Source organism: Sulfurimonas sp. C5, assembly GCF_029872055.1.
GTDB lineage: Bacteria > Campylobacterota > Campylobacteria > Campylobacterales > Sulfurimonadaceae > Sulfurimonas.
On the sequence record NZ_JARXNQ010000002.1, the window covers coordinates 270,081 to 293,208 of the forward strand.

Below are 23,128 nucleotides of genomic sequence, written 5' to 3' on the forward strand. Positions count from 1 at the left end.
AATAAAAAGGGGAAGAGAATTGATAAGAAAGATACTCTTGACCCTTCTTATTCCCACTCTCTCTTTTGCACTCGAAATCTCTATTGACAGTGCAAAAGACAACTTCATCAAATATTCTACACTTCATCTAAATGATAACAGTCAATTTACTTGTAAAGAGCTCAAAAATGAATTCCATGAAACAAAAGAAATAGTGTGTGCATTTTCAAAAAGATCATCAAAAGATATTAAACAGCTTGAGGATGAATTTTTTAAAGTGAATACATTTGTACAAAAAGGTGTATTTTTTCTCTCTGTAAAACCTAAGCACAAAATGAAACTATATGCTAATATATATGATCTGACAAAAGATGCGAATCTGTTTGATGCAGATGTAACATTAAGTGATTCATGGTTTGTAATAGGTTATCAAGAACAACTGCCTCTAATTAAAAAAGATGCACCTTCAAACTTTTCGATCAACTTTCCTTTTTATATGGATGAAGACAAGCTTCCGTATGTAGGCAGTTTAGATATAAAAGGGAATCCTGTAGCCATTAAAAGGGTAGAGGATGTTTCTGAATATATTAAAGTAAAAGAATATTTTGAACAAAAAGAGTATGAAAGATGTCTGGATATTACAAATGATATTTTAAAACGTTATCCAAATACTCTTTTCAAAGCAGAACTGCTTTATTATAAAATCAAAATATATGCAAAACTAAAAGATTATGACAATGTTATAGAAAATTCAAAAATTTTTTTACGTGAATATTCTGCAGATGAAAATGTAGCAGAAGTACTTTCACTCATTGCTTATGCATACTCTAAGATTGGAATGACATCCGATTCTGATTATTTCTTTGACAGGCTTTTTAGTGAACATGCAGGAAGTAAACATGCCCAACGAGGATATATTTATAAAGGTGAAGCTTTAGAAGAGGGTGGTGGAGCCTCACAAGCAGAAAAATTTTATAAAGATGCCCTCTATCAAACAAAAGATATTGATGTAGCTGTAGAAGCAGCATACCATCTATCTAATTTGGCATTTTCGAAATCTCCAAAAGAGGCAAGCAAATATTTAGAAAAAATACTAGGTGTAAAACCACAGTTCTTTCAAGAAGATTTGAAACGTTCAATAGAACTTATGCAAGAATTATTTGAAGCAAAGCAGTATCAAACTGCAGCAGATATCGCAGGTGCCCTTTTAAATAGTATTAATGCAACATATGATGAATATGAAGAGGTTCTAGCTAAAAAGGGACTTTATTTAGCAAATACAAAACATAAAAAAGAAGCACTTAACAGCTTAAATAGTTATATGAAAAAGTTTCCGGAAGGTGACTTTATAAATGAAGTAGAATTAGCAAAAGATCAACTTTTCTTTGATGTTGATGATATGAACAGCAGTGTAAAACTTACAGAGTTCAACAAACTTATTGAAGAGTATCAAAACGATTCTATAGGCTTAAAAGCTATTTATGAAAAGGCAAAACTTTTAAATGAGATTGGCAAGTACGATGAAGCGCTTGCATTAAAAGAAAAACTTTTAGCACTAGACAGCACTATTTATCCGAATGTTCAAGAAATAATTCAAACTGCGGCAATCGGAGCAATGCAGAATTCTTTAAAAAATAAAGATTGTGAAGATGTCTTAATAATCTCAAGTGAGCATAATGTTACACTCTCTAGCAAATGGGATGACGGTGTATATGAATGTGCTATGATGGGTGGAGATTATCAGCTTGCAAAAAGAATGACAACTAAAAATATTGATACGACAGATGTAAAAGAGAAAGAAAAATGGCTTTACAGATATATTAAAGTTGATTTTGCAATAGGTAATTATCAAGATGTACTGCAAGCTGCAAAAGATTTAATAGCACTTATAGAGTTAGATAAAGATACACAATATTTAGATGTATATAGAATACTATTTGATACATATAGCCGTTTAGAAAAACAAGATGCAATGGTTCAGGCTATTGTTAAAGTCGAAGAGGTCTTTAAAGATAGTTATAAAGATATAGACAGATATGCAAATATGGTTGCTGTAGGGGTAGCTAAAAAAGATGACAATATGGTGATCAAATACGGAAGAAAAATTTATGATATTCAAAAAAGAACATCATCGCATGCACAAACGCCGTATATAGAGTTTTCCTTATATCAGGCATACATGAATATAGATGATTATGCAAATGCTTTGGAGGTTATCAAATCTTTAGATACTGCAGAACTCTCAGCAGACAATAGAGCAAGACAAAAGTATTTATTAGGTTCTGTTTATACTAAACTATGGAGAGATGAAGAAGCTCAAAAAGCTTTTGATGAAGCAATCCAGGCAGACGGAAAATCTGCTTGGGCGAAATTAGCACAAAGTGCTAAAAATATTTAGTTTAACTCTAAACAATCAGAGATAGAATAAAGACCAGCTTCTTTATCTGCTAACCATTTTCCGGCACGAATAGCACCTTTTGAAAAAGTGTTTCTACTTGTTGCCGTGTGGTTAAGTTCGATAAACTCGCCGTCATTGTAAAATCCTACAGTATGACGACCAACGATATCACCGCCGCGAAGTGCCATTACTGCGATCTCATCTTTAGTTCTTTCACCGATATTACCGTCACGACCGCTTACACGAACTTTATCAAGATCAACGCCACGACCTGCTGCTGCAGATTCGCTAAGAGTAAGTGCAGTACCACTTGGAGCATCTTTTTTATGTCTATGGTGCATCTCTACGATCTCAATGTCAAAACCTTCTAAAGTTTTTGCAGCTTGATATACAAGTTTATTTAAAAGAGCTACGCCTAAACTCATGTTAGTTGCATATAAAACCGGCATAACTTCACTTGCTTGTTTTAAAAGGTTTAGTTGGTGAGTATTGAGACCAGTTGTCCCTATAACTAAAGGTTTAGGAGTTTTAATGGCTTCTTCAAGTAACACTTCACACGCATCAGGTAAAGAAAAGTCGATTACGATATCACAACCGTTAAGAAAAGTTTTCATATCAGATGTTACTAAAATAGAAGGATCAATTGCAAAGTCAAGTTCATTACGAACAAAAACACTGCTTACACTCATACCTTCAGTTAATTTCAGATCGTCTAATAAGAGTTTTCCTACACGACCGCTTGCTCCAAACACACCAACTTTAATCATTGATTATCCTTTTGCTTATAAATAATTACGAAATACTAACATCTATTAGTTTAAAAGTTCATCAACATAACTAATGGCAGCTAAAGCAGCAACTGCACCGTCACCTGCAGCAGATACTACTTGTTTAGGTGCTTCGATGCGCATATCACCCGTTGCAAAAAGTCCAGGAACTGAAGTTCTCATACTTAGATCTACGATAACTTGTCCCTGATCATTTAGATCACATAAAAAACTACCGTCTTCCTGGATAAGAACCTGATTGTTTACATCGTTCCCAACAAATGTAAACACACCTGGTACTTCAATGTCTCTGCTGTTTCCATTTGTATCAACTACTCTGATCCCTGTTACACCTGTTGCATCGCCGTATACTTCATCAGGAGTAGAATTAAGTACAAGTTCAATATTTTCAGTATTTTGTACACGTTTAACAGTATTTGGTGCTGAACGGAATGTATCACGTCTATGGATTAAGTATACTTTTGAACATAGTTTTGCAAGATAAAGTGCTTCTTCTAGAGCAGTGTCACCACCACCAATTACAGCTACCTCTTTACCTTTATAGAAAAAACCGTCACATGTAGCACAAGTACTTACACCTTTACCGAAAAATTCATTTTCACCTTTAAAACCGGCACGTCTTGGTGAAGAACCAGTTCCCACTATTACAGAGTGTGCTTGTTGTGTCGAGCCGTCACCTTTATGGATAGTAAAAAGTTCACCTTCTTTTGTAACACGAAGCACTTCTACCATTTCGTGTACAAGTCCAAATTTTTGACATTGTTCAGGCCACGGCATCATGAGATCCATACCTGTTATTTCACCTGTTACACCTGGATAGTTCTCAATCTCAGAACTTTGTGTGATTTGCCCGCCAGGCATACCTTTTTCGTACATTACAACGTTTTCTAAACCGCCGCGTGTTGTATAAAGACCAGCTGTCAAACCGGCAGGTCCACCACCTATAATTGCACAATCTAGTATCATATAAAAATCCTTTTTAGAGCCTTGTAATCTCTTTTGAAATATCTTCTAAATTATTAAGTTTGTGTATCATACTATCTTGTTTATAAAGGGAATCTTTTTGTTTCTTAATAAAAAAAATAGAGGGGATTTCATAAATATTAAAACGCTGAATGAATTGAATACTTGTTGTTGTTCCTGCTTTTATAAATGTTATGTGCTTTGTATTTTCATCTAGAGTATTGTAATAGTCAATTGCTAAAACAGGAAGTTCTGTTTTTAAGTTTTTTAATGCTTCAACTGAGTTTCTTTGTTTAGATGAGTAAAAAACAACTAAATATTTGTCTTGTTGAGGAATAAATAGGTCATTTTTTTCATAAAAAAACCATTCATTGAAATTAATAAATTTATATTCTGAAAATTTATAGTTAAAGTAGGCAAAGGCACCGGCTATCATTGCAGCACCAAAAAAAGAAGCTAAAAGTGTTGAGAGAGAAAAAAGAGATTTCCCTTTTTTTCTTTCTCGTGTTTCTTTCATCAATGAATTATAAAAGAGAGTTTAGTTTGTCAGTGAAAGCTTGTTTTGAAGCTGCACCAACCATTTGCTCAACCATTTCACCATCTTTGAAGAAAAGAATAGTTGGAATTGAACGAATACCGAATTTAACAGCAATATCTTGCTCTTCATCAGTATTTACCTTACAAATTTTAGCTTTTCCGTCGAAATCTTCTGCTAATTCTTCGATGATTGGAGCAATCATACGACATGGACCACACCATGGAGCCCAAAAGTCTACTAATGTAACACCTTCTGCTACTGTTGATTCAAAGTCTGCACCTGTTAATTCAATATATTTACCCATTCGGATTTCCTTTTACATGTTTATTGTATGTAGGTATTATACAAATGAAAATATTAAAGCTAACTTTAGATTTGGCGCATATATTCGTTTTTACAATTTTGTTAATAATTTGAGAAAATGTTTCTTCATTATATAAATGAGAAAATTTGTGATAGTTGGAGAAAAATTTTGACATTATTGATATAAATCAATTAATAATAAATATAAATTTGTATAATTATTGCATTATCTTAAAAGAGAAAGGACAAGTTGTGAATTTACAAATTACTGACGGAGAAATTGGTGTTAGACCACCTGTTGCTAAGCCGCATCCCGGTTTTTTACACGAAGTAGGGGAAGAAAGATTTAAAAAACTTGTCTATGATCATTATGAATCGATTAAAACGAGTGACATTGCATTTTTATTTCCTATCTTTGACGAAGAGGATTTCGAAGAAGCAAAAGAGCATGCATATGCATTTTTGATCGAAATATGTGGCGGACCTGATTATTTTACACAAACAAGAGGAGAACCTCAAATGGTTGGACGTCATGCTCCGTTTCGCATAGATGAGCATGCAAGAAAGTCATGGCTCGCTCTTTATAAACCTCTTTTAGAAGATTTAGTGGATGAGGGAATTACACCTGAATATATAGAGTCTTTTTGGAACTACTTAGATATTTTTTCTATGTGGTTGGTAAATACAAAGAGCTAAAATTTTATAAAAATTTTTTCTCTGTTTTCATAATATACACACTCCGTGTATCCTACATCACGGGCAAGTTGAACTATTTGGTCATTATAAAGGTTGACTTGTTCCGGTTTATGTGCATCGGAACAAAAAGTGATGGGAATATTTAACTTATAAGCCTCTTGAAGTAATTCTTTTGAAGGGTATGCTTCGGCAATAGGTTTTCGATATCCTGCGACATTAAGTTCCAGTGACATATCTGCTTCTTTAATTGCCAAAAGAGCATTTTTTGCAATCTCAACAATACTCTTGTTTGGAAGAAATTTGAAAACTTTTATAAGATCAAGATGGCCTACGATATCAAAATATTGTGTTTTTGCCATTTTTTCTATTGTTTCAAAATATTTTTTCCAGATATCATCTATATCTTCACTCTCATAGCGTCCTATAAATTCCGGATTGTCAAATCCCCACTCATCAATAAAATGGACAGAGCCGATTAAATAATCTACTTGTGCATCCAAAACTCTCGGATCCATGTGATTTTCAAGATAATCTACTTCATAACCTAAAAGGATCTGTATCTGGTCTTTATATTTCTCTTTTGCACTTAAAACATCTGCTTCATATGCAGCCATATCATCAAAGCCCATACGATATTTCGGATCAAAATCCATTGGTGCATGATCTGCAAAACCAAATACTTTCGTATCTGCTTTTATAGCAGCTTCAACGTATTGTTCTATACTGCCTTCTGCATGATTACAAAGGGGAGTATGGTTATGAAGATCGACTATCATATGAGCTCTTTATTATTTATTTTATGTTATTATAGTGTTTATTAATAAATTATTCAATTTTGGAGATCTTTTATGACTCAAGAAGAATTAGATGCATTGATGGGTGGAGAGCTGGATCTTGACGATATTGAAGAAGAAGAGTTAGCTGAAGAGATAGAAACAGATATAGAGACGGCTACTCAATCGGATGAAAATAACGAAACAAAAGATGATAGAGAACCACCTAAATGGGGACCTCCCGCAACTCATGAAAATAAAGTAGTACATCAGCTTGACGATGTGACAAAAGAGTCAGAAGAAAAAGCATCAGAAATTTTTGACATAATAGAAAATATCAGTAATGATTTAATGGACAAAGAGGAAAATCTCAATAATGTTGTAGCACTTTTGGAATCAAATGTAGCTCTTTTTACGACATTAAGAGAGAAGTTTCCAGATGTAAATGCGTTTGCAAATCAACTAGAAAAAAATGAAGAGGCTTTAGCTAGTACCCAAGATGTTATCGAAGCATTGCAAAACTCTGGTGATTCTATTATGAATGTTATGGATATCATGCAATATCAAGATATTCATCGTCAAAAAATAGAGAGGGTTATTAATGTTATGAGAACATTATCTAAATATATGAACTCACTCTTTGAATCACAAGTTGATGATAGTTCACGTGTTTCTTCTGCGAAACATATTGAAGGTGATGAGAATAGTGATCTCGCCTCAACAGAAGATATCGAAGCTCTACTAGAGCAGTTTGGAAAATAATGAAAAAAGTCGAATTACTTTCTCCGGCGGGCACGCTGGAAAAATTAAAAATTGCTCTTGATTTTGGAGCTGACGCAGTATATGGCGGTGTAAGTCATTTCTCTTTACGTATTCGTAGTGGAAAAGAGTTTACGTATGAAGATTTTGCAGAGGGAATTAAGTACGCACATGAACGCGGAAAAAAAGTTTATGCAACTATCAATGGATTCCCTTTTAATTCTCAACTAAACCTTTTAAAAAAACATATTGAGAAGATAGCTGAGATGGGTCCGGATGCAATTATTGTTGCTACTCCTGGTGTTTTGAAACTGGCTCATGAAATTGCACCTCAGATCCCATTGCACCTTTCAACACAAGCAAATGTGATGAATGTACTAGATGCCAAAGTATATGCAGAGATGGGAGCATCACGTATTATCACAGCACGTGAGATCTCGCTTAAAGATCTAAAAGAGATTAAAAAAGAGTTGCCAGAACTAGAACTAGAAGTGTTTGTACATGGAAGTATGTGTTTTGCATATAGCGGAAGATGTCTTATTTCGACACTACAGAGCGGACGTGTACCAAACCGTGGGTCTTGTGCAAATGATTGTCGTTTTCCGTATGAGATGTATGCTGCAAATCCTGAAACGGGAACACTATTTAAACTTGAAGAGGATGAAGGTGTCGGTACCTACATCATGAATTCAAAAGATCTGAATCTCGGATCACATATTAAAGAGATTTTAGACAGCGGTGTGGTTGATTCTCTTAAGATTGAAGGTCGTACAAAAACAGCATATTATGCGGCAGTAACTGCCAAAGCGTATAGAATGGCTATTGACGATTATTATGAAGGCAAAGAAGATATTGCTAAGTATCAGTATGAACTTGAATCATTGCAAAACCGCGGTTATACTGATGCATATTTGATTTCACGTCCTTTTGAGAAACATGATACTCAAAGTTTAGATTTTACTATGCAGTTAGGTACGCATCAGGTTACAGGCGAGACAACGGAAGATGGTGAATATTACATGTGTAAATATAAAACACTTCCTGGGGATGAACTTGAAGCTGTAATGCCACTGGGCAGTACAATAGAGTTTCTTGAAAACGAATTTGGAAAAACATACGAAAAAGATGGACGCATTTATATGAGTTTCAACAAACTTCAAGCACAAAACGGAAAAATTTGGGAGAGTGTACATAGCGGAAACATCAATCCTATTAAACTTCCTGTTACATTTCCTCCATTTACATTTTTTAGAATCCCGTCTCATCCAGACATGGGAACATATCCAAAGAAATAAATTTATTTCTTTGGTGTAAGATATTTCTCCTCAAATTCTGCAGCCGTTAACGGTTTTGAAAAAAAGTACCCTTGAATTTCATCACAACCACTACTTTGAAGATGTTCTAGTTGTTCGAGTGTTTCAACCCCTTCGGCAATTGTTTTTAGCCCGAGACTTTTTGATAGGTTGATAATTGCTTCAACAATTGCTTTGTCTTCAGGATCTGTTGTGATATCGCGAACAAATGATTGATCTATTTTAAGTTTATTGACTTGAAATTTTTTCAGATAACTGAGGCTGGAGTAACCTGTTCCAAAATCATCGATCGATATCTTAATACCTAATTGTTTGAGAGTTTCAATCGTATTGATTGTTAATTGAGGATTACCCATAATCGCACTTTCTGTCAATTCTAAGTCTATATATTTTGCAGGAAAGTTGAATTTTTGTAAAACTTCATTAATTTGATCACTAAGGTCAGATTGATTAAATTGTACGGCAGATAAATTAATCGATAAATTTATAGACTCTAAACCATTTTCAAACCAGGTTTTGAGCTGTGAAACTGCATTTTCCATAACCCATTTTCCAATGCTTAAGATCAAGCCGTTTGATTCTGCTAATGGTATAAATTCGGCAGGTGAGATGAATCCAAGTTGAGGATGTATCCATCTAAGCAGTGTCTCTACGCCTATTAGTTCATGATTTATAGTTGAGATTTGGGGTTGGTAGGTAAGATAAAATTCATTATTCATTATAGCATCATGCATAGCATTACTTAGTTGTAAATTCCTTTGTGCAGTTTGCTGCATCTCTTCAGTAAAAAATGAATAGTTGTTTTTCCCGTTATACTTTGCTCGATACATGGCATTATCTGCATTTTTGTATAGTGTTTCCGTTGTAGTCCCATCATCAGGATATATGGAGATTCCAATTGAAGCAGTAACAGTCAGCCTATGTTGATCTACAGCAAATGGTTGATAGACTTTTGCTAAAAATTTTTTTGCTATTTCTTGAGCCTGATGAGTATCCGTATTTGGCAGAAGTATTATAAACTCATCACCTCCAAAATGTGCGAGTGTGTCTTCAGCACGAAGAGTTCCTTTGAGTCTATTTGCAAGTGCTATTAGCAGTTTGTCCCCAATATCGTGTCCGAGAGTATCGTTAATATCTTTAAAATTGTCAATATCTAAAAACATTAAAGAGAAGGTCCAGCGATTTTTTTGAGAAAGAGCAATGGTATATTCTATTTTTGACTCCATATTTGCTCTATTTGGAAGCTGTGTCAAAGTATCAAAGTTAGCCATAAACAAGATACGCTCTTCTGAAGCTTTCTTTTCTGTCACGTCTCTTGTCAAGCCAAGAAGCGTTTCTACATTGCCATCACTGTCCTTCATAGGGACTGCATGGGTTTCAAGCCAACGGCGTGTCCCTTTTGCTCCCCTGATTTCAAAAGTCAAACTGCCGCTTTCCCCCTGCATCACTTTTTGGTGAAGTTGGATAAAAGGTTCACGCCATTCAGGAAGTAGGTAGTCTGTCAAAGGATGTTTTTGAAGCTCTTCAAGTGAGCTTACTTCAAGCATTTCCAAACCGGCAGGATTCATATCTACAGGTATACCTTGTTGATCGATAAGTTTGACACAAGCCGGTTCATTTTCAATAATTGCATGGAGATGTTCTTGACTTTGTTTGAGTTGGTTTTCTGTAAGCTTTTGTTGGGTTATGTTATCATATATACCGATAATACCGATAATATCTCCAGAAGAGTTTTTTAAAGGAACTTTTGAAGTTCTAAGCCACATGATGTCTCCATCTAGAGTTGTTTGTGGTTCATCAAAAAAGAGTTTAGGTTTACCAGAATCCATAACCTCTTTATCATCATTATTATAGAGTTCGGCTTGCTCTTTCCATGGCATATCATAGTCGCTTTTCCCTATGATCTGATCAGTTGACTCTTTACCCGCATCATTTGCAAAAACTGTATTACAGCCCATATAAATTAAATTTTGATCTTTCCAAAAAACTCTTGTAGGAAGTGAATTTATGATCGAAGAAAGAAGATTAAAAGACTCATTACGTGCATTTTCAGCTTCTTCCCTTGCTCTATTGTTTTCTAAGTTTGTGAGTGCTGTATCAAGTGAGCTTACCATTTTGAGAATAAGATCTTGAATATGTTGAGTAAAAGCATTAAGGCGTATAGAATAAAGATTAAGTGTACCTATCACCTTGTCTTTACGGTGAATTGGAATTGCAGCAGATGCTTTCCAACCAAATTGTAAAGCTGTTTCATGCCATGGAGCCGTATGGGGATCTTGTAAAAAATCTTGACACCAATAAGGTGTATTAGTCTTATAAGTAATTCCACTTGGTCCATTTCCAAGATCACTATCTTGAATGGAGATAGATATATCTTTTACATAATGAGTACCTTCTCCGCAGTATGAAAAAGGCTCTAACTTGGTTTCATCTTCATTTGCAAAACCAATCCATGCCATTGTAATATGACTGACGTCAAGAATTCTCTGGCATACGAGAGCAAACAGCTCTTCTTCATTGTCTATATCATTAATAGCTTCGTTGCAAAGTGACAAGGCATTATACAGTTCAATAAGTTCTTCAAGTTTTTGCATGAGATTACTTTTTTTTAGTCTTGTATCAATTATAACAAATGGTGAGAAGAAAATTCTTAAATCGTAGAAAAAAAGTTCCTTTATTAAATGGAAGTTTGATATAATTTGGTTATAAAAATAATGAAGGAAAGTAATACATGAAGTTTGTTTCTATTGTAATAGGCTCAAGAAGTGACTATGAAGTTATGAAGTCGTGTTCTGACACGTTAGAGGCTTTTGGTGTGAATTATGAGATGATTATCTCATCTGCACACAGATCGCCTGAAAGAACGAAAGAATACATTGTTGAAGCAGAAAAAAAAGGTGCACAAGTATTTATTGCAGCAGCTGGTATGGCAGCGCATTTAGCAGGTGTTTTATCTTCTAAAACTGTTAAACCAATCATCGGTGTACCGATGTCTGCATCAGCTTTAAGTGGTATTGATGCACTTTTATCTACTGTTCAAATGCCAGCTGGAATGCCAGTTGCTACAGTGGCAATAGGTAAAGCCGGTGCGATCAATTCAGCATATTTGGCAATGCAAATTTTAGCTCTTGAAAACGAAGAGTTAGCTATCAAATTAAAAGAAGATAGAATTGCAAAAGCTAAAAAAGTTGAGATGGATTCACAAGAGATAGAAACTATCATAGGCTAATTATAAACGCAGGAGTAACGACAATGCAGTGGATGCTTGACGAAGAATATAGCAAAATGACCGGACTTGAACTTAGTGCGATCGATGATTTGATTGAACGTGGCAAGTTGACTGTAAAGGTTGAAGACGGTATTCGCTATATAGATCCTTCAAAAGGTGCCACTGAATCTGTTGTGCCTGCAAAATTACAGGAATTGGCACAAAGAAACATCCATGAGATGGTTGTGCAGCCTGAATTTGTTGAAAAAACTATAGGAACAATAATAAATCTTCATGAGAAAGTTCTTGACGCAAAAGATGAAACGATTGAGTCAATTAAAACGGAAAATGAATTTTTAAGAGAAGCATTAGCCTCTCTTCAAGAACTTTATGATGAAGATAGAAAAACAATCCACACCCTTCAAGAACAACTTAAACTCTCTCAACAGGAAGTAGAGTTTATGAGACGTAAATACAAACTTATGTGGAATAAAGCGATCGACGAGCATACTTCTAAATGAAAATAGATGAAGCCTGTGTCGGTTGTCTTATCAACCAAAGCATTAAGGTGGCAAATGCTATAAAAGCAGATGCAGCTCTTGCAAAACAATTAACTTCAACTGTAGAGAATATGAGTGAAACATTCTCTTACGAACAGACACCTCCGGAAATTGCAGCAGATATATATGAGATAATGGCAGAAATCGCCCATAAAAAAGATCTATACGATGAGGTGAAACAACACTCTACACAAAAAGCTCTTACTTTTGTACCCCAGCTCAAAGAGAAATTAGAAAAAAGTGAAAATAAACTTTTAACAGCAACAAAAATTGCAGTAGCAGGCAATGTAATTGATCTTGCTGCAGAAGTAGAATTTGATCTGTATGAAGAGTTAGAAAACATTTTTCATATAGATTTTGCCCATAACGATTTTGCAAAACTAAAAGAACAACTCGAAAAAGCACAAACAATTTTAGTGATCGGAGATAATGTTGGAGAACATATTTTTGACCATCTTTTTATAGAAACTCTACAAGAACTGTATCCTTCTAAAGAGTTTACTTATATGGTTAGAGGAAATCCAATCATTAATGATGTCACAATGACTGAAGCAAAAGAAGCAGGATTTGATCAATTATGCAATTTGGTTGATAGTGGTGTAAATACTCCCGGTTTTACATATTCACGAGCTACAAGTGAAGCACAACAGTTATTTGATAATTCAGATATAATTATATCTAAGGGTATGGGTAATTATGAATGTATGAGCCCAAGCCATAGAGATAACATCTGTTTTTTATTGAAAGTAAAGTGTAGTGTAGTTGCAGCTTCTTTAGGTAAAAATATAGGTGATATAATTTGTAAATTACTATAAAAGGGGAATGAAGATGAAGGCAAAATTATCACAAACTCTAGGGATGATTTTTTTAGCAAGTAGTTTATATGCAGGTAATACATATTCTGCGGCATTTGTGAATATGGACATGGATTATCGCGAATATGATGATAATGGACAAATTTTAGATAGTGAACAATCAAATTCAGTTACAGGATTTGAATTGGGATTTGGTATGGATTTAGAGTGCGATGATGATGGATGCCCTAATTTAGATTTTAAAGCATTAGTATTAAAAGGGAATACGGATTATACAGGTGCATATATAGGAAGTGGGTTACCTTATGGAAGTGTTAAATCTACTACGTCAAATCTTATATACGATCTGAGCCTTGATTATACACAAACAGACAAAGTAAATGGCTTTGGCGTAACATATGGATTGGGTCTTGGATATCATTCTTGGTATAGAGAACTATCAAGTTTACAAAATGAACGTTATTATTGGTTTTATATTACTCCTGTTTTAGGTTTTTCAACAGAAATAACAAAAAACCTAAAAATAGCAACACAGTTTAAATATAAATATGCTTTACGCCCAAAAATGAAGGCAAATCTTATTTCTGAAGAGTTTAAACTAGGAAAAACAGATACTATAGAGGTGACAATTCCTGTAACTTACAGCTATAGTGAGCAAACAGAGTTTTTTGTTGCCTACACTTATTCTAAACAAACAATCAAAAAATCAGATTTAGTTCCTCAAGGTGGATATCTTTATTATGAACCGAAAAGTAAAACAAACGATAACTATTTTAAAGTTGGTATCAGTTTTAAATATTAGCTTTATAAATTAAAAAGCGACTCTATAGTATAATTTCGCAATTACTTTTAGAGGTCATAAAATAATGATTACGTTTAGCGAAATGTTATTAAAACTACAAGAGTTCTGGATGAAAGAGGGTTGTAATATTGTACAGCCTTATGATATCCCAGCTGGAGCTGGAACTTTCCATCCGGCTACTTTTTTGCGATCACTTGATTCTACACCATGGGCAACTGCTTATGTAGCACCTTCACGTCGTCCGACAGATGGACGTTACGGTGAAAATCCAAACCGTCTTGGATCATATTACCAGTTTCAGGCGATCATTAAACCTTCACCGGATAATATTCAAGAGTTATATCTGAAATCTTTGGAGTATCTTGGTTTAGATGTTTCAAAACACGATATCCGTTTTATTGAGGATAACTGGGAATCTCCGACACTTGGTGCTTGGGGACTAGGCTGGGAAGTATGGTTAAACGGTATGGAAGTTACACAGTTTACATATTTTCAACAAGTTGGTGGGATTGAGTGTAAACCCGTAACTGCCGAGATTACATACGGAACTGAACGTCTTGCGATGTACCTGCAAGGTGTAGATACTGTTTTTGACATCGTATGGAATATCGATAAAGATGGTAATAAAACATACTATAAAGATGTACATAAAGAGAGTGAAGTAGAGTTCTCTAAATATCACTTCGAAGTAGCAGATACAGCTATGCTTTTTGATGAATTCAATGCAAAAAGTGCTGAATGTCTAAGAACATTAGAAGCTGGGCTTCCACTGCCGGCATACGATCTTTGTATGATGGCTTCACATGTATTTAACGTACTTGATGCAAGAAAAGCGATCTCTCAAACTGAAAGACAAAACTACATTTTGAAAATTCGTGAACTTTCTCGTGGTTGTGCTGAACTGTATAAAGCGCAAGAGGAAGAGAGAAACAAAAGAGTAAACGGCTAAAAGTATTGCATTTTGCAAACTTTTAATTTTTTTTACGTAGTTTATTGTAAGATACTTCATCTATAAAAGAGATAGGTGATGGAGCTTACAAAAGATCAAGAGACAAAATTTAAAAAACTCGGTATTAACTCTGTACTGGAATTGGCTTTAACAATTCCATCTTCATATGAGGATTACAGAGTTGAGACTTCTCTCCAAACCGCTAAACCGCAAGTGATAGATGCGACTATAGAGTCTGTCTATTGTGCTCCAAACTCTCTACAAATAACTTTTTATGCTCACAACTTCGGACATATAATACAAGGTGTCATCTTTAAACCCAAACCTTACATGATGCATGCTTTTAGCGTAGGGCAGAGGGATTATTTTTATGGTTTAATTGACTGTAAAATGGGACATTGTTCGATGACTATGCCCAAAAAAATTACTCAGATCGGAAAAATCACTGCGAAATACAGATCAAGTTTGCGTAACGATGTAATGAACAGACTTGTAAGTGAATTGATTACAAAAGAGAATTTAGTTCAAGCTGGTCTGAAAGAGAAATATGCCCAAGAGATTCTCACACTCCATTTTCCTGAGCAAGTACCCCAAAAAGAGTTAAGAGAGTTTAGTTTACAGACACTGAAGTATCTTGAACTATTCATCTATCTCTCACAACTGCATAAAAAAAGAAGATATTTTAAAACATTGGTTACAAAAGAGGGTGAGTATACCTCTTGGACACAAAAGCTTCCTTTTGAACTTACACAAGAACAACAGAGTGCGATCGAAGATATTAAAAGTGATTTCTCTAAAGACGTAGCAGCAAGACGTATGATTGTCGGTGATGTTGGAAGCGGAAAAACAATGGTAATTCTTGCAAGTGCCTATATGATGCATCCGCAGAAAAGTATATTGATGGCACCTACTACTATCTTAGCAAATCAACTCTTTGAAGAAGCACAAAAGTTTTTAGATCTCAAATGTGTCCTTGTAACAAATAAGACAAAAAAAGTGGATCTCAATGAATATGATTTTATTATCGGAACACATGCATTGTTATACAGAGAACTGCCTCAGGCAGGATTGGTAATGGTAGATGAACAGCATCGCTTTGGAACTGCCCAGAGAAGCTTACTTGAAAAGCTTGTGAGTTCAGGAGAAAAAAAGCCTCACTTTTTACAGTTCTCGGCGACACCTATTCCTAGAACACAGGCAATGATTGAAGCATCTCATATAGATGTGAGTTTAATTACATCAACACCGTTTAAAAAAGATATAGATTCCAAAGTAATTCACAAAAGTGATTTTAAAGATCTTTTAGAACATATAAACAGTGAGATAGAAAAAAATAATCAAGTACTTTTAGTTTATCCCTTGGTAGAACAGAGTGAAGTTTTAGAATACCAAAGTATAGATGAAGCAAGAGCCTATTGGGAAAAAAATTTTGATAATGTGTATGTAACTCACGGAAAAGATAAAGAAAAAGAGCAAGTACTACTTGATTTTCGAGAAAACGGAAATATCTTAATTGCCACTACAGTAGTAGAAGTGGGAATTTCTTTGCCAAGATTGACGACGGTAGTAATTGTAGGTGCAGAGAGGTTAGGATTGTCAACTTTGCATCAACTTCGAGGTCGTGTGAGTCGTACGGGACTGAAAGGTTATTGTTATTTATATACAAACAGACAAGAGTCAAAAAGGCTTGAAGAGTTTGTCAAAACGACGAATGGTTTTGACATAGCAAATTTAGATTTACGTTATAGAAAAAGTGGAGACTTGTTAAAAGGTTTAAATCAAAGTGGAAGCCAGTTTAGATACTTTGACTTCGCACTTGATGAAGATATAGTTCAGGAGGTCAAGAAAGACCTAGTCTATTAATATAGACCAAATTTCCCGTCGTTTCTTTTATAAAGAACACGAGTTTTGTTTTCATGATCAATGAAAATGTCAAACATTTTTCCAGATTCTTTTAAATCATTTAAAACATCTTCAACTTCACGAGGTTTATAAAGTTCAAGCTCAACAGGTACAATTTCATCTTCAATCTCTGCAGTAGCTTCTTTAACATCAACATTTTCTGCTTTGATTTCGTTAAGACCAACTTTGTGATGATCAACTTCTCTGTCATGAAGACGGCGAAGAGCTTTCTCTGAACGCTCTAAAGCAATGTCGATTGCCGCATGAAGATCAGCATCGTTTTGATTGATAACAATAGTATGTTTTTGCGGTAAATTTAAAACAAATTCAATATTGAAGTGCTCTTTTCCCTTTTTATGCATAGAGCTTGCTATTGCATTTGCTGAAATAATATCCATATTGTATTTTTTAAGAGCATCGATAGAGCTAGTCATATGTGCTTTCATAGATTCTGTAAGTTCGATATTTCTACCAGTTAGAGAGATATTCATACTATAATCCTTTGTGTGTATATTACAAAGATTATAGCATTAAAAAGTTTAGAAATAACCCATATTATTTAGAGTTTTTGAATCGTTCTTCTAAAGTATTTGATTGGCTCTGTAGTGCCTGCAGGATTCCCTGTTACTGTAACATCTATGATTACAGTACCGTCTGACTCTTCAGTCGTAGTATTTGCAAATACAGCACCGATTGCTGTTGCATTTGTATCACAATCGCTACCATTAAATGGAATATAGTTCGTGCTAATATTAATGTCATACGTATTGTTATATCTAAAAGATGGAATACTGTTTAAACTACATGGATTAACTTTTGAAAGGACTGACATTGCATATTCAGTAGCTGAACGAGAAAGAATTGTTGCTTGTTCATAAAGATAAAGATCTGTAGTTCTTTGAACACCTTGTGATGAAAGTCTTAAAGATAAAGCCAAGATTGTAGAGATAATAACGATCACAAATATAGCCATAATCATAGCCATACCGTTTCTTAAAATACTGTTTTTTCTTTGCATAATGCATATTCTCCATTTTCATCTTTTAGCAAATCGCTTTTTGCACAAACCTGGATTTTTATGAGTGCACCAGCTGAACGAAATCTAAAAGCACTAATATCTTCAGCAAGTAAAACTCTTTTTCCACTTGTATATGCTTCTCCTTGCCATGGTTGATAATCATAGTAAAAATAAAGATCACCCATTTTTGTTGCATTATTGTAGTTTTCTAGTCTAACTGCATTAGCTGTCCACGTGAGTTTGTAATATTCAGAAATTTCTTTTCCTGAAAAATTAGAACCATTAGGAGCTAAAGTGTCATTTACTCCTGTTGTTTGAATTGGATGAAGAGTTTCATCTTGATTTGCGATTGCTCCATTGTATCCCCACGGATTTGTAAAAGAGAACTTTGAATCAATAAAATAGATTGCAGAATCATTAAGAGTGGAATCGCTTAAATTTGAAATTAGGGCACTAACTCCTCCAAAGTCACTACCAGGGGATACTAAAGCATTATTTGTACTACTAGTAAGATCTATAACACCACTCCATAAAGGGAAGGTTGTACCCCTAAAGCCATCATCATCTGCTGCTATCCATTCTAAAACGTCTGCGTTGTCATCACTTATTCCACCATGTATATAGTTCCAAGTTCCTGCTGTGGTATTAATTGCCCGAGAAGATTTTTTGATACGAAATTCTAATCTTTTTGCAATAAATTCAACGGCTGTTTCACTTCTTGACTGCAAATCATCATTGACTTTAGTAAAGATAAAATTACTATATGCCCGTGCTAAAAACTCTACACCATATGTACCAAGAAAACCCATGACAACAATAACAAATATCAGTTCAAGCATTGTAAATGCAGCACGTTTTTTCATCATGGTAAAGTCCTCTTCGCTATATCAATATCTCCAATATTAGCACTGTATGCTCTTAAGGTAGTTATTATATTTGCACTATTGTCTCTTATAGTCAGTGCAATCTCTTTTAGATCTGCATTATTTGCAGTATTACCAAATTGTAAACCACCAAGGTTAGATTGTGTAACATTAACAGTTGCATAATATCCTGCTTTATAAGTAGCACCTGAAGGTGCATTAAGTATTACATTTTGATTATTCCACGTATTTTCTAAACTATCAAGTGTATTTACAGTAGGATTGTTACTAACGCTTATAGCAAGATCACTCAAACATCTTCTATTAACATGTCCTATTCTTTTGTTGGGAGTACTTGCAATACAACCTGATGTATTAATTACTCTTGATAAATCACCTGATATACTTTCATCAAATTGAGAATTTTCATCCCAATAATAAGCCATTGATTCATTTAAAATAGTTTCAGAAGCAAAAATAGCTTCTTGAACAATACTGGCTTCTGTATTTTTATCTGCAGTTTGTGTCATTACTGGTAATGATACAATTGCAATAGACATGACAACAATGGCAAAGATAAGTTCGATCATTGTAAAGGCAGGTTTTTTTACCACATTATCCTCCTATCTGTTGAAGGTGCAATTTTCGTATCAGTTGTACTGTCTTCTTCATATTTACCACTCCAATCACTATTTCCCATAAATTCAACTGTAAATTGATTTGTAGTTGCACCTGCATTGGTTTCATTATAAATTAACCATGGAGAAGATTGCATTTGCATTACAGCGTCATATGGTAAGCCATTGTTTCCATTATATTGTAGTTTGGTTTCATAAGTGAAATTATTTATAAGTGTCCGAGCAGTTTCAGCAACGTTGTTATAATTGACTTCAGAAATAGTACCAACTATACCATCAACACCAGGTGTATTTAAACCTGAAACAATATTACGATCATGATAAGGATTTGTCCACCATCTTATATCATTAGTTTGGATTGACCCAAGAGGAAGATTATTATTGACAGTATTTCCTGGAGAACATACTATACCTGGATCACGAGGGTTACAATATATTGAAAAATATACAAGAGCTTGAGTTTTATGTACATTACTTGCATCATTACCTGTAGTACATGGAGTACCATTACAAAGTACCGTTACTTTTGGAGCTATTGTTTTTCCATAATAGTGATGAACAAGTTTATTTACTGTTCTATTACCATCAGCAAAATTATTACTATCTAAATCTGCTGTAAATTTATGAGCTGAATCATTGATATCTAATCTTGTATAATTAATATTTTCAGGATTAATGGCACGACTGACATTTCTATCAAAATTGATATTTGTTCTAAGTTTAAGAGAACCATTAAGCGTTTTCGTCCAATATGTAGACGGTAGTACAACAGAGATATTTTTATTCATATTACCTGGTGCAATAGTGCCATTTTGATCATAAACTTTAATATCTGTTGCATTTAAGTCATTTAAATTATAACGTAGTTGAAGAAGTGGAGAACTTGTGCTGCTTTTACTTATTTTAAAAGCTGTGTCTTCTGAATAACATTGAGTCACATAATTGCTAAGTGCAGCAGCACCATCTGCGCCATGAGCTTGAATAATAGAATTAAGGTGGACAGATATAGTTGGATTAGAATCAATGTTGGCCATATAGATAAATGGTTGTTCAGCGGTTGTTTTATTACTGTCACCTACAGTTACGGTATTTGTTATATCAAACTGATAAGGATGAAAAGCAATGCTGATATCTTTATATACTATATTATTGTCAGGATTTGTATGTACGCTGCTTATATTACAGCCATTTAAGTTATCAAACTGTGAAGTGCTTGCAGCATAATTACTGTTTAAGACACAATCTGGTCCACTTGCAAAATGAGCTGATGAATGATGAGCAGGGGGAATACTATCTACAGAAGTCCAACTAGTATCTTCTAAATGTAATAGATAATTTCCTACTTGGTAAATTGAACCATCTGTATCGTAACTTTCTCCGTTAGCCATTTTGATAGTGATATTGTGCTCATTTGTATCATTACACCCCGATACATCTTTGGCAGCAGGCGGAGACCAAACATAGGTTGCTTTTGTACCATTAGTAGTAGATAAAAATACATTATATCCAGCTGAAGCATTATTATTTAGATGGTTTGTTGCATTTATATCTAAAGTATAGTTATAGCCAGATGCTAAATTGAGTGTAGTTAATAACGGTGACGTAACACCAGAAAGATTGTTTGTAAGTCTAATACCTGGATTAGTAGTTTGATTTTGATCATCAATATGTATTAAAAAAGCTTCGGGTCTGATAGCGAAATTATCTCTTGCACAAACTAAATTAGTATTATAACCGTACACACACTTCATACAAATATCTAGTTCGGGTTTAGTCATTGCTGAATTAAAGTTAGTACCTGCATTACTACACCATTGAGCAATCGTATCGTTACCTTGTGCGATATCTGCTAAACAGTCACCTTTTTTTACTGCATCCGGGAAGTTAAGAACATTCCAACGGACCTCACCGTTCTTTGTTACTTTTTCGAGTTGAAGAATTGAACCGTTACCATCATCAAAGAAAGCAATTCTAAGTGCTGCATTTTCTGCAGCTTGAGCATTAAATTGTACATCTCCAGTATTTAAAGGAGTAGTTGATGAATTATCAAAAACTACCCAGACACGATCACTAATACTATTAGCTGATTCACTACATGTAGCTGCTGTGTCATGGAAGGCATTAAGATCAAGAATATCAATACCAACAACGGTTGTTACAGGTATTAAATCATGCAGATCTGTGCTATTTGCATCAACAGCAGCTACACTAAGATTTCCAGTCCTTCCTGTTATTTGCGTGTTGAGATTGTAATAATAGTCGGTGTCATTAGTGTATAGACCGTTTTCTATAACATTAAAACGTCCATACACAGGCGTAAAAGCAGAGTTTCCACCTCCACACATAGGTATATCAGAATCTATTAAACTTGATCTTGGAATAGTTATACTTTGTGTTAAAGAGAGAGGAATAGTAATATCGTAATCAATACGTGCTTTTATTGGTAAATTTAAGCTGCTTGATAATGGATTTAAAGAAAAATAAGTATAAAAATATTCAAATGCTCCAAATGATGAGACAGGAATGTTCTGAATATAACTATTACTCACTGAAAGAGTACTGTCATCGATATGTGTTTCATAAAGGCTTCCCGGATCAGTTACATAAACACTTTGTGGAGCATAAATAGCCTGTGAGGTATTAATATCTAAAACATTCACTTTGATATTACTTGTAGTAATTTCTGATTGTTGTGTATTTTTGAAATACATAGCAACTTGAATAGGATCATTTGGAGTTACATTGTCAGCACTAATATAAGGGCCCATCACAGGATCGAAACCAGCTGTAAGATAAATACCGTTTTGTTTATACGAATAGTCATAACATAAACTTGGTTCACGTAAACCATTTATCTTATTAATAAAAACACCAGTATCCCAGAGAGCATCAGATGTATCAGCAAGTGCCATCTTGAAATGATATGTTTCCCCTGGTGTTAAGTTATCTAAAGTTGCATGCAGGGTGTGTGTTAATCCATCATATTCAACAAGTACAGGTGATGTTCCACCATTGTTATTACCGTCATTGTCAATAAAATAAGCACTATTTGTTAAAATTTGAGGAGTAGCATCATCATAAGCCCCAACGGAGCCATTATTAACATTATTTACGGTAACAGGTGCATAATTATTTATATTATTAATAGTTACATATGTCTGATTATCTACTACTCTTGCAATATTGTATGTTTGATTTAAATCTCCACCAGAGACAAAAAATCCAAAAGTATCATTAAATTGTGAACCAACATACTCATTGTATTCTTCAGAAGCAAATTGATAATCTATTAATAAAAGTCGTGTATTCTCATCCAATGTAACATCAAATTCAAAAATAACAGGATTGTAAATAGCACCACTATCAATGGCAGTTAAATCTGGATCATTATATGTACCAGACTCTTGGATAGACGTATTCCAAGTACTGTTAGTTGTAAAAGACTCTTGGACATTCATCCCTGTTAAGATAATTCCTTCGTCAAGTTCTAAATTAGCTCCATTAATACCATTAGAAAAAATACCTACTTGCTTCCCATTTCCATGAGTAATTACAGGATTGCTAATTGTAATTCCAATACCTTGAATTTTATTTGCTAATTCAGTTGCAGTTACATTGTAAGAACAATTTGCAGTTGTCCCTATACAACTAGTTGCAGCAGATAAAAAAGATGTTAAAGAACTGAGTATCATTAATAATTTTAGTAACTTTTTCATAGATGCTCCCTTTTTTAGTGAGAAAATTACTGCACCCTAATAATGGGCTCAGTAGCGAATAACAGTTGTTTAATCTTAAATTTTCGTACTTTCTTACTTAAGTATAGCTTAATTAATTTTAAACTAATATAATTATTTCCATTTAAA

Annotated in this window: 21 protein-coding genes; 10 read left to right on the forward strand and 11 right to left on the reverse strand. The window is 34.2% G+C overall.

Annotation, left to right across the window (positions count from 1 at the left end; all coding sequences use genetic code 11):
- Positions 1–19: 19 nt before the first annotated feature.
- Positions 20–2,377 carry a flagellar protein gene (locus P6N22_RS05650; RefSeq protein WP_280330990.1) on the forward strand — a complete coding sequence of 786 codons (2,358 nt, stop codon included), beginning with the start codon at positions 20–22 and terminating at the stop codon, positions 2,375–2,377.
- Here the strand turns inward: P6N22_RS05650 and dapB are convergent.
- The 4 genes from dapB to trxA are packed head-to-tail and all read right to left on the reverse strand — an operon-like array spanning position 2,374 to position 4,970.
- Complete coding sequence (gene dapB / locus P6N22_RS05655; protein ID WP_280330992.1) at positions 2,374–3,144, reverse strand: 4-hydroxy-tetrahydrodipicolinate reductase; 771 nt, start codon at positions 3,142–3,144, stop codon at positions 2,374–2,376. The two genes, P6N22_RS05650 and dapB, sit on opposite strands and share 4 nt — an antisense overlap.
- Before the next feature lie 45 nt (positions 3,145–3,189).
- Positions 3,190–4,128, reverse strand: coding sequence for a thioredoxin-disulfide reductase (gene trxB / locus P6N22_RS05660; RefSeq protein WP_280331129.1), 939 nt, complete (start codon positions 4,126–4,128; stop codon positions 3,190–3,192).
- Positions 4,129–4,144: 16 nt separating this feature from the next.
- Positions 4,145–4,645 carry a hypothetical protein gene (locus tag P6N22_RS05665; RefSeq protein WP_280330994.1) on the reverse strand — a complete coding sequence of 167 codons (501 nt, stop codon included), beginning with the start codon at positions 4,643–4,645 and terminating at the stop codon, positions 4,145–4,147.
- A gap of 7 nt (positions 4,646–4,652) precedes the next feature.
- The gene (trxA, locus tag P6N22_RS05670) at positions 4,653–4,970 is read right to left on the reverse strand and encodes a thioredoxin (protein ID WP_280330996.1); all 318 of its coding nucleotides are present in this window, start codon (positions 4,968–4,970) and stop codon (positions 4,653–4,655) included.
- Positions 4,971–5,221: 251 nt separating this feature from the next.
- On the opposite strand from trxA, the gene P6N22_RS05675 reads away from it, so the two are divergent.
- A complete protein-coding gene (locus tag P6N22_RS05675) occupies positions 5,222–5,665 on the forward strand; it encodes a globin (RefSeq protein ID WP_280330998.1) in 444 nt (147 codons plus the stop codon).
- Here the strand turns inward: P6N22_RS05675 and P6N22_RS05680 are convergent.
- Positions 5,662–6,441, reverse strand: a complete 780-nt coding sequence (locus P6N22_RS05680; protein ID WP_280331000.1) for a histidinol-phosphatase — start codon at positions 6,439–6,441, stop codon at positions 5,662–5,664. The genes P6N22_RS05675 and P6N22_RS05680 overlap by 4 nt on opposite strands.
- A gap of 72 nt (positions 6,442–6,513) precedes the next feature.
- On the opposite strand from P6N22_RS05680, the gene P6N22_RS05685 reads away from it, so the two are divergent.
- A complete protein-coding gene (locus tag P6N22_RS05685) occupies positions 6,514–7,200 on the forward strand; it encodes a chemotaxis protein (RefSeq protein ID WP_280331002.1) in 687 nt (228 codons plus the stop codon).
- Positions 7,200–8,492, forward strand: coding sequence for a peptidase U32 family protein (locus tag P6N22_RS05690; protein ID WP_280331004.1), 1,293 nt, complete (start codon positions 7,200–7,202; stop codon positions 8,490–8,492). Before P6N22_RS05685 ends, P6N22_RS05690 begins: the two co-directional genes overlap by 1 nt.
- 2 nt (positions 8,493–8,494) lie before the next feature.
- Here P6N22_RS05690 and P6N22_RS05695 read toward each other — a convergent pair whose 3' ends face one another.
- Positions 8,495–11,104, reverse strand: a complete 2,610-nt coding sequence (locus P6N22_RS05695) for an EAL domain-containing protein (RefSeq protein WP_280331008.1) — start codon at positions 11,102–11,104, stop codon at positions 8,495–8,497.
- Between the two features lie 137 nt (positions 11,105–11,241).
- Here P6N22_RS05695 and purE point away from each other — a divergent pair, with 137 nt between their 5' ends.
- The 6 genes from purE (at position 11,242) to recG (ending at position 16,707) form a co-directional block, all read left to right on the forward strand.
- Positions 11,242–11,739: a 5-(carboxyamino)imidazole ribonucleotide mutase gene (purE, locus tag P6N22_RS05700; RefSeq protein ID WP_280331010.1), complete on the forward strand. Its 498-nt coding sequence runs from the start codon at positions 11,242–11,244 to the stop codon at positions 11,737–11,739.
- Positions 11,740–11,762: 23 nt separating this feature from the next.
- Positions 11,763–12,239: a DUF3972 domain-containing protein gene (locus P6N22_RS05705; RefSeq protein WP_280331013.1), complete on the forward strand. Its 477-nt coding sequence runs from the start codon at positions 11,763–11,765 to the stop codon at positions 12,237–12,239.
- Positions 12,236–13,093, forward strand: a complete 858-nt coding sequence (locus P6N22_RS05710) for an ARMT1-like domain-containing protein (protein ID WP_280331015.1) — start codon at positions 12,236–12,238, stop codon at positions 13,091–13,093. Before P6N22_RS05705 ends, P6N22_RS05710 begins: the two co-directional genes overlap by 4 nt.
- Positions 13,094–13,106: 13 nt before the next feature.
- Positions 13,107–13,895, forward strand: coding sequence for a hypothetical protein (locus P6N22_RS05715; RefSeq protein ID WP_280331017.1), 789 nt, complete (start codon positions 13,107–13,109; stop codon positions 13,893–13,895).
- Between the two features lie 64 nt (positions 13,896–13,959).
- On the forward strand, positions 13,960–14,844 hold the full coding sequence (gene glyQ, locus P6N22_RS05720; protein WP_193113265.1) for a glycine--tRNA ligase subunit alpha: 885 nt from the start codon (positions 13,960–13,962) through the stop codon (positions 14,842–14,844).
- Positions 14,845–14,922: 78 nt separating this feature from the next.
- Positions 14,923–16,707, forward strand: a complete 1,785-nt coding sequence (gene recG / locus P6N22_RS05725; protein WP_280331021.1) for an ATP-dependent DNA helicase RecG — start codon at positions 14,923–14,925, stop codon at positions 16,705–16,707.
- Here the strand turns inward: recG and raiA are convergent.
- The 5 genes from raiA to P6N22_RS05750 form a co-directional block, all read right to left on the reverse strand.
- The gene (raiA, locus tag P6N22_RS05730) at positions 16,704–17,237 is read right to left on the reverse strand and encodes a ribosome-associated translation inhibitor RaiA (protein ID WP_280331023.1); all 534 of its coding nucleotides are present in this window, start codon (positions 17,235–17,237) and stop codon (positions 16,704–16,706) included. The genes recG and raiA overlap by 4 nt on opposite strands.
- Before the next feature lie 68 nt (positions 17,238–17,305).
- Positions 17,306–17,764, reverse strand: a complete 459-nt coding sequence (locus P6N22_RS05735) for a hypothetical protein (protein WP_280331024.1) — start codon at positions 17,762–17,764, stop codon at positions 17,306–17,308.
- A complete protein-coding gene (locus tag P6N22_RS05740; protein ID WP_280331026.1) occupies positions 17,740–18,630 on the reverse strand; it encodes a type II secretion system protein in 891 nt (296 codons plus the stop codon). The genes P6N22_RS05735 and P6N22_RS05740 overlap by 25 nt, the downstream gene beginning before the upstream one ends.
- Positions 18,627–19,241 (reverse strand): type II secretion system protein, encoded by a 615-nt coding sequence (locus tag P6N22_RS05745; RefSeq protein ID WP_280331028.1) that lies wholly within the window; start codon positions 19,239–19,241, stop codon positions 18,627–18,629. The genes P6N22_RS05740 and P6N22_RS05745 overlap by 4 nt, the downstream gene beginning before the upstream one ends.
- Positions 19,235–22,981 carry a choice-of-anchor L domain-containing protein gene (locus tag P6N22_RS05750; protein ID WP_280331030.1) on the reverse strand — a complete coding sequence of 1,249 codons (3,747 nt, stop codon included), beginning with the start codon at positions 22,979–22,981 and terminating at the stop codon, positions 19,235–19,237. The genes P6N22_RS05745 and P6N22_RS05750 overlap by 7 nt, the downstream gene beginning before the upstream one ends.
- Positions 22,982–23,128 lie beyond the last annotated feature (147 nt).